This is a genomic window from Klebsiella sp. ME-303 (assembly GCF_007910085.1).
GTDB classification, from domain to species: domain Bacteria; phylum Pseudomonadota; class Gammaproteobacteria; order Enterobacterales; family Enterobacteriaceae; genus Klebsiella; species Klebsiella michiganensis.
In genome coordinates, this window is the sequence record NZ_VOJB01000083.1 from 1 (window position 1) to 4,849 (window position 4,849).

Here is a 4,849-nt window from a genome sequence, read left to right on the forward strand (position 1 = left end):
AAAGGCAGGATGTATACCTGACAGAGGAATGTGAATTAAATTCATATCTGAATAGGCAGCGTTGATTGATGCAAATCAATATGTAACGCAAATACTGGTCGTTCCGGATACTGAAACGCGCGCGAACAGGGGCGTAAGAAATAAATTATTTTTTATCCTTTACCGGCCATAAAAAAGTCCAGTAGTGGATTTTAATATGGCTATAATTAATGGCTGACAGGATTAATATAAAACTTACAAATAATACTTGCCAAATATCCGGTATCGATGGTTAAACCGGACAACGTATAGAGTCGCGCTGAGCGCAAAAGAAATAGCGGCATTTCATTCAGCAGATATATTAAAACAGAGCTTACAATAATACCTCTCGCTCATTAATTCCTGCCTGGCGCCGGGTAAAGCGGGTTTACCGCTTAAAGGCCCGGCCGGCAGAGATTGCCAGCGCCCGTTCGAAAGCGACGCGTCCTGTTCCCGCCGGCCAGGACTCAATGGATTGCAGCTGCGGATTCATTTGCCGCATCGCCGCCAGATCGGCATGCCCCGCCAGCCGTCCCTCATCCACAGGTTCGCATTCCCTCTCCCGCCAGGCTATATCTTAGACACCTTTCTTCATACAGGAGTGAATAAGATGGGCAAAAAGATTCTGATGCTGGTGGGCGATTACGCCGAAGATTACGAAACTATGGTGCCGTTTCAGGCATTACAAATGATCGGTCATCAGGTTGATGCGGTCTGTCCAGATAAAACAAAAGGCGACTTCATTATGACCGCGATCCATGATTTTGACGGCGCCCAGACCTACAGTGAGAAACCCGGGCACCGCTTTGTTCTCAACGCCGATTTTACAACGGTGAAAGAACAGGATTACGACGCGCTGTTAATCCCCGGCGGCCGGGCGCCAGAATATCTGCGCCTGAATGCGCAAGTGATTAAACTGGTGCAGGCATTTGACGCAGCGCGTAAACCTATTGCTGCCGTTTGCCACGGCCCTCAGCTGTTGGCAGCTGCGGGGGTATTAAAAGGCCGCACCTGCAGCGCCTATCCGGCCTGCGCGCCGGAAGTGCGGCTCAGCGGCGGACATTTTGCCGACATCGGTATCGATCAGGCGCATGTGGATGGCAATCTGGTGACCGCCCCCGCCTGGCCCGCTCATCCGCAATGGCTGGCGAAATTTGCCGAATTGTTGCAGTAGCAAACCTGACAAATATAAAAGGCCGGAACGGATCATCGGGGACTACCGTCTGAAGGCGATGCTGGCGCTAAAAATCGCGCCAGCATCGGTTTTAATGGCAGTTAAAAAAGATTATCGGCAATGCTGTAAGCTCAGCTTTTGGGGTAGACGGTGCAGACTTTCGCCGAAGCAGGGCCAGACGCGATCGCTGCCCGTCTGGTCATTCGATATGACCAGAACAACCGGGAACCACGATATGATAAGTTCGGAAATAACCCCTTTGCTTGCTGCAGCCGTTTTCAACCTAAATGGCGTTTAGCCTCCTTACGCACCCGGTGCAGTACATGATGTTTGATCCCACTGTAATCCGGGTGTTCAGACAGATTCTCGATATCACGTTCCCGGCCAAAAGGCAGGGCGATCTCCTCAACAATCTTTCCTGGGTTTGCTGACATAATCAGAATGCGATCGGCGAGGAATAGCGCCTCTTCCACGTCGTGAGTGACAAAAAGCAGAGTGGTGCCGGTATTGAGCCAGGCCTCACGCAGCAGTTCCTGCATCATCAGACGGGTTTGCGCATCGAGCGCGCCGAAGGGTTCATCCAGTAACAGCACATCCGGGCCGGGTAGCCAGGCGCGCGCCAGCGCTACCCGCTGTTTCATACCGCCTGAAAGCTGCCAGGGCGAATGGTGCTCAAAGCCTTGCAGGCCAACGAGTCCAAGCCATTCCATCGCACGGGCGTTAATTTCATCTTTGCGATGCTTACCCAGCCGAGGACCAAAGGTGACGTTATCCAGTACCGATAGCCACGGAAAGAGGTTAGGCTGCTGGAAGATCATTCCGCGATCCGGCCCCGGCTGGCGGACCGGTTTCCCCCCCGCCACCACGCGCCCCCGATCCGGTTTGTTAAACCCGGCGACCAGGTTAAGAATAGTGGACTTACCGCAGCCGGAAGGCCCCAGGAGCACCACAAATTCCCCTTTGTGGAGCGACAGGCTGATATCTTCCAGCACCGTGAACGGCTGTGGCTTCGCCGCAAAGGCGAGCGATACGTTTTCCAGCGTGATAGCACTCATTATTCTTTCCCCGCCCAGGGTACAAACAGGCGCTGCAGCCCCAGCAGCAGTAAATCCAGCGCATAGCCAATGCCACCCAGTAGCAAAATGCCAAGCATGACGATATCGGTGCGTAAATAGGAACTGGCGTTAATGACCATCCAACCCAGCCCCGAACTGGCAGCAACCATCTCCGCCGCGATAAGCGACGTCCAGCCAATGCCAATCGACAGCCTGACGGTGGTGAACAGTTCCGGTAACGTATCCGGTAACACCACGCGCAGAAAGATCTGTTTGCGTGAAGCACCAAGCGTTTGCGCCACACGAATGCGCGAACGACCAATACGCTCTACCGCAGCAGATGCCCCCACTACCACGCTAAGGAAAGTGGCAATAAAGATGAGAAAGAACTTCGAGGCCTCACCAATCCCCAGCCAGACGACCGCCAGCGGAATAAGGGCAATTTTGGGCAGCGGGCGCAAAAACTGCACAAACGGATTCAGCACCGCCGCCAGACCTTCCGACAGCCCCATCAATAATCCCAGAGGAATACCGATGATGATTGCCACAGAAAAAGCGCTTAACGCACGTGCCAGGCTGACGGCAACATGCTCCCACAGCGGCACCTGACGATAACCATCCGCCAGCAACTCTTCGGTCGTCAGGCCTATATCCGTTAGCGATGGCAGCAGCAGCGGATCAACCCATTGCCGCGAGGCCGCCACCTGCCAGACGATAAAGAAAACAGTGACCGAAACGACGCTGATGGCAATGTGATAACTCAATCTCATTGCGCGGCTACCGCTGCGTCACGGATATAACGGGAGTTAATGGCGCTGTCCCAGCTGGCCGGGATATCACGTTGGCGAATCTCACCGATATCAGCAAGGAAGTGAGAGGTTTTGGTCAGCGCTTTCCCAATCCCGCTGTCGGTGGTTTGCGTACCGTTACCCAACCATTGCGCCGTACCCTGCTGGCTCAGCGTGGGATATTCCAGCCCACCCAACGTATTGACGGCGGTCGTCACCGGCGCACCCACCTCTTTCGCAACAATGGCCGCCGCGCGCTCCGGGTCTTTCTTAAACTCATCGACTTTTTGCTGATGAACACGCAGGAACGCGCTGACGGTTTGCGGGTACTGCTCAGCAAAAGCTTTACGCACAACGTAGTTGTTATAAATCAGGTAACCATCTTTTTGCAGATCTTTGGTTGCGAACACCTGATGCCCGCCAGAAGTCTCCAGTTCCTGAGCAAACGGCGCCCAGACATAGCCCGCGTCGATATCACCGCGTTTCCAGGCTGCGACCATTTCCGCCGGACGCAGCGGCAATAATGTTATTTTACTGCGGTCGAGATGGTTAACGCTGATAGCGGCCTCAAGCGCATATTGCGCCGTCGAGTTTGGCGGATAGGCTACGCGTTTACCCTCAATATCTTTAATGCTGGCAATACCGTCTTTACCAATTAAACGCTCGTAGCTGGCAATCACGCCAGAGACGCCGATAATTTCCACCGGCAGTTTTCTGACAATGCCTGCCGTTGCCGGGCTGGATCCAAAATTAGCAATATCAATCGCATTGCTGGCAAAGTAATTTAACGCATCAGCACCGGACGCAAATTGCACCCATTTCACCTTGCTGTTGAGTGCCTTATCCAAAGAACCATCGGCCTTAGCCAGCATCAGCACCTGAGAACCGCCGCTATATGCCACCCGAACTTCCGCTGGCGTTTCGGCAAAGCTGCTATTAACCCACAGGCCACCCGCTGCAAGTAAGACACAGAGACTTTTATTCATTTAATTTATCCTTTAAATAACAACGTTTTTAATGCCATGTCTCGCGTTGCGCCAGCCATAGCCGGGCACACTGCCGGGCGAGCGCTTCTGCGGGATCAATTGACACGGCCAGATGCGGTGAGGTCACCTCAGCCAGCGCAACCGGCACTTCTGTACAGGCCAGCACCAGCCGCTCTGCGCCACGATCGCGCAATGCCTGGGCCTGTAGACTCAGCAGTTCTCCGCCGGTACGCAGTTCGCCGCGTTTTACCGCATAGCATCCCGGTACAAACCACTGCCGCAGTTCTTCTTGCGTTGGCTGTACGCTTTCGATCCCCATCGCGGTGAATCCGTGCTGAAACCAACCGGCATCCAGCGTGCCCTGGGTAGCGATAATCCCGACCCGCCGGGGTTTCTCTTTCCCGTCGAATACCGCCAGCGTGGCATCCACAATATGCAGCAACGGTGCGTCGCTATGCTGCGCCAGCGCCTCATACCAGTGGTGCGCCGTATTACAGGCAATGGCAATATGACTGACGCCCACGCGGTTCAGCTGTTCCACACCGTACAACAACTGCGGCAGCGGGGATGGCCCCGTTCCCGCCAGCGCCCGCTGGCGATCCGCAATTTGCGGCACATTCCATACCACATGGGGAATTTGCTGTTGGTCGCTGCTGGCGGGCGTTGCCCGCAGCAATTTATGCATCAGATCCAGCGTCGCCAGCGGCCCCATGCCGCCAAGAATTCCCAGCAGAAATGGTGTACTCATGATGGCAAATAATCGGCGATGACCTGACGGTAGCCAAACAGACCTGCACTTCCCCCCGTATGGATAAACACCACATTCTC

General features: G+C 54.4%; 5 protein-coding genes and 1 pseudogene. 1 reads left to right on the forward strand and 5 read right to left on the reverse strand.

The window, feature by feature from the left end; all coding sequences use genetic code 11:
• Positions 1-406: 406 nt before the first annotated feature.
• Positions 407-562 (reverse strand): annotated as a pseudogene (locus FQK12_RS27885) (NmrA/HSCARG family protein); the annotation flags it as partial.
• A 66-nt stretch (positions 563-628) separates the two neighbouring features.
• On the opposite strand from FQK12_RS27885, the gene FQK12_RS16805 reads away from it, so the two are divergent.
• On the forward strand, positions 629-1,192 hold the full coding sequence (locus FQK12_RS16805) for a DJ-1/PfpI family protein (RefSeq protein WP_014229067.1): 564 nt from the start codon (positions 629-631) through the stop codon (positions 1,190-1,192).
• Positions 1,193-1,470: 278 nt separating this feature from the next.
• Here the strand turns inward: FQK12_RS16805 and FQK12_RS16810 are convergent, their stop codons facing one another.
• From FQK12_RS16810 to FQK12_RS16825, 4 genes are read right to left on the reverse strand one after another with little or no spacing between them, the layout of a single operon-like run.
• The gene (locus FQK12_RS16810) at positions 1,471-2,247 is read right to left on the reverse strand and encodes an ABC transporter ATP-binding protein (RefSeq protein WP_014229066.1); all 777 of its coding nucleotides are present in this window, start codon (positions 2,245-2,247) and stop codon (positions 1,471-1,473) included.
• Positions 2,247-3,017: an ABC transporter permease gene (locus FQK12_RS16815; RefSeq protein ID WP_014229065.1), complete on the reverse strand. Its 771-nt coding sequence runs from the start codon at positions 3,015-3,017 to the stop codon at positions 2,247-2,249. The genes FQK12_RS16810 and FQK12_RS16815 overlap by 1 nt, the downstream gene beginning before the upstream one ends.
• Positions 3,014-4,021: a glycine betaine ABC transporter substrate-binding protein gene (locus tag FQK12_RS16820; protein ID WP_014229064.1), complete on the reverse strand. Its 1,008-nt coding sequence runs from the start codon at positions 4,019-4,021 to the stop codon at positions 3,014-3,016. Before FQK12_RS16820 ends, FQK12_RS16815 begins: the two co-directional genes overlap by 4 nt.
• Before the next feature lie 28 nt (positions 4,022-4,049).
• Complete coding sequence (locus FQK12_RS16825; protein WP_014229063.1) at positions 4,050-4,769, reverse strand: aspartate/glutamate racemase family protein; 720 nt, start codon at positions 4,767-4,769, stop codon at positions 4,050-4,052.
• Positions 4,770-4,849: the final 80 nt, after the last annotated feature.

Bases quoted from the DNA above. Each gene is read 5' to 3' on its own strand.
- FQK12_RS16810 (WP_014229066.1), bottom strand. From the start codon at position 2,247: ATGAGTGCTATCACGCTGGAAAACGTATCGCTCGCCTTTGCGGCGAAG.
- FQK12_RS16820 (WP_014229064.1), bottom strand. From the start codon at position 4,021: ATGAATAAAAGTCTCTGTGTCTTACTTGCAGCGGGTGGCCTGTGGGTT.
- FQK12_RS16815 (WP_014229065.1), bottom strand. From the start codon at position 3,017: ATGAGATTGAGTTATCACATTGCCATCAGCGTCGTTTCGGTCACTGTT.
- FQK12_RS16805 (WP_014229067.1), top strand. From the start codon at position 629: ATGGGCAAAAAGATTCTGATGCTGGTGGGCGATTACGCCGAAGATTAC.
- FQK12_RS16825 (WP_014229063.1), bottom strand. From the start codon at position 4,769: ATGAGTACACCATTTCTGCTGGGAATTCTTGGCGGCATGGGGCCGCTG.